1 protein-coding gene is annotated in these 444 nt (G+C 67.1%); it reads left to right on the forward strand.

What is annotated here, in order from left to right:
* Positions 1–86 precede the first annotated feature (86 nt).
* The coding region (locus GPA27_RS28450; protein WP_169143744.1) for a formylglycine-generating enzyme family protein at positions 87–444 on the forward strand (358 nt) is incomplete at its 3' end.

Genomic DNA, 444 nt, shown 5'->3' on the forward strand with positions numbered 1-444 from the left:
GTGTTTGAATGCGTGAGCGAGTTGCAGGACAAGCCTTGAGGCCAGCCGCCCCACCAGCGTGCCGCAGCTGGGCGAGCGGTGCGGCCTTGCTGGCGCTGTCCGCGCTGCTGGCAGGCTGCCAGCACACACCGTCCACCCAGGCGGGCACGGTGACGTCGCCCTGGGTCAACAGCCTGGGCATGGCCTTTGTCCGTGTGCCTGCGGGCACCTTCTGGATGGGGGGCGTGCCCCCCGTCGAAACGCTGGAAAAGAACTTCCCGCTGCTGGAGCGCAAGCGCCTGACCGACCTGGCAGATGAATCGCCAGCGCACGAGGTGCGGATCACCCGCGATTTCTACCTTGGCCAGCACGAGGTCACGGTGGGGCAGTTCCAGCGCTTCCTGGAGGCGTCCGGCTACCGGCCAGAGTCTGAGGCTGACGGCACTGGGGGTTATGGCTACAACC

The sequence above is a fragment of the Aromatoleum toluolicum genome (assembly GCF_012911005.2).
Classification (GTDB): domain Bacteria; phylum Pseudomonadota; class Gammaproteobacteria; order Burkholderiales; family Rhodocyclaceae; genus Aromatoleum; species Aromatoleum toluolicum.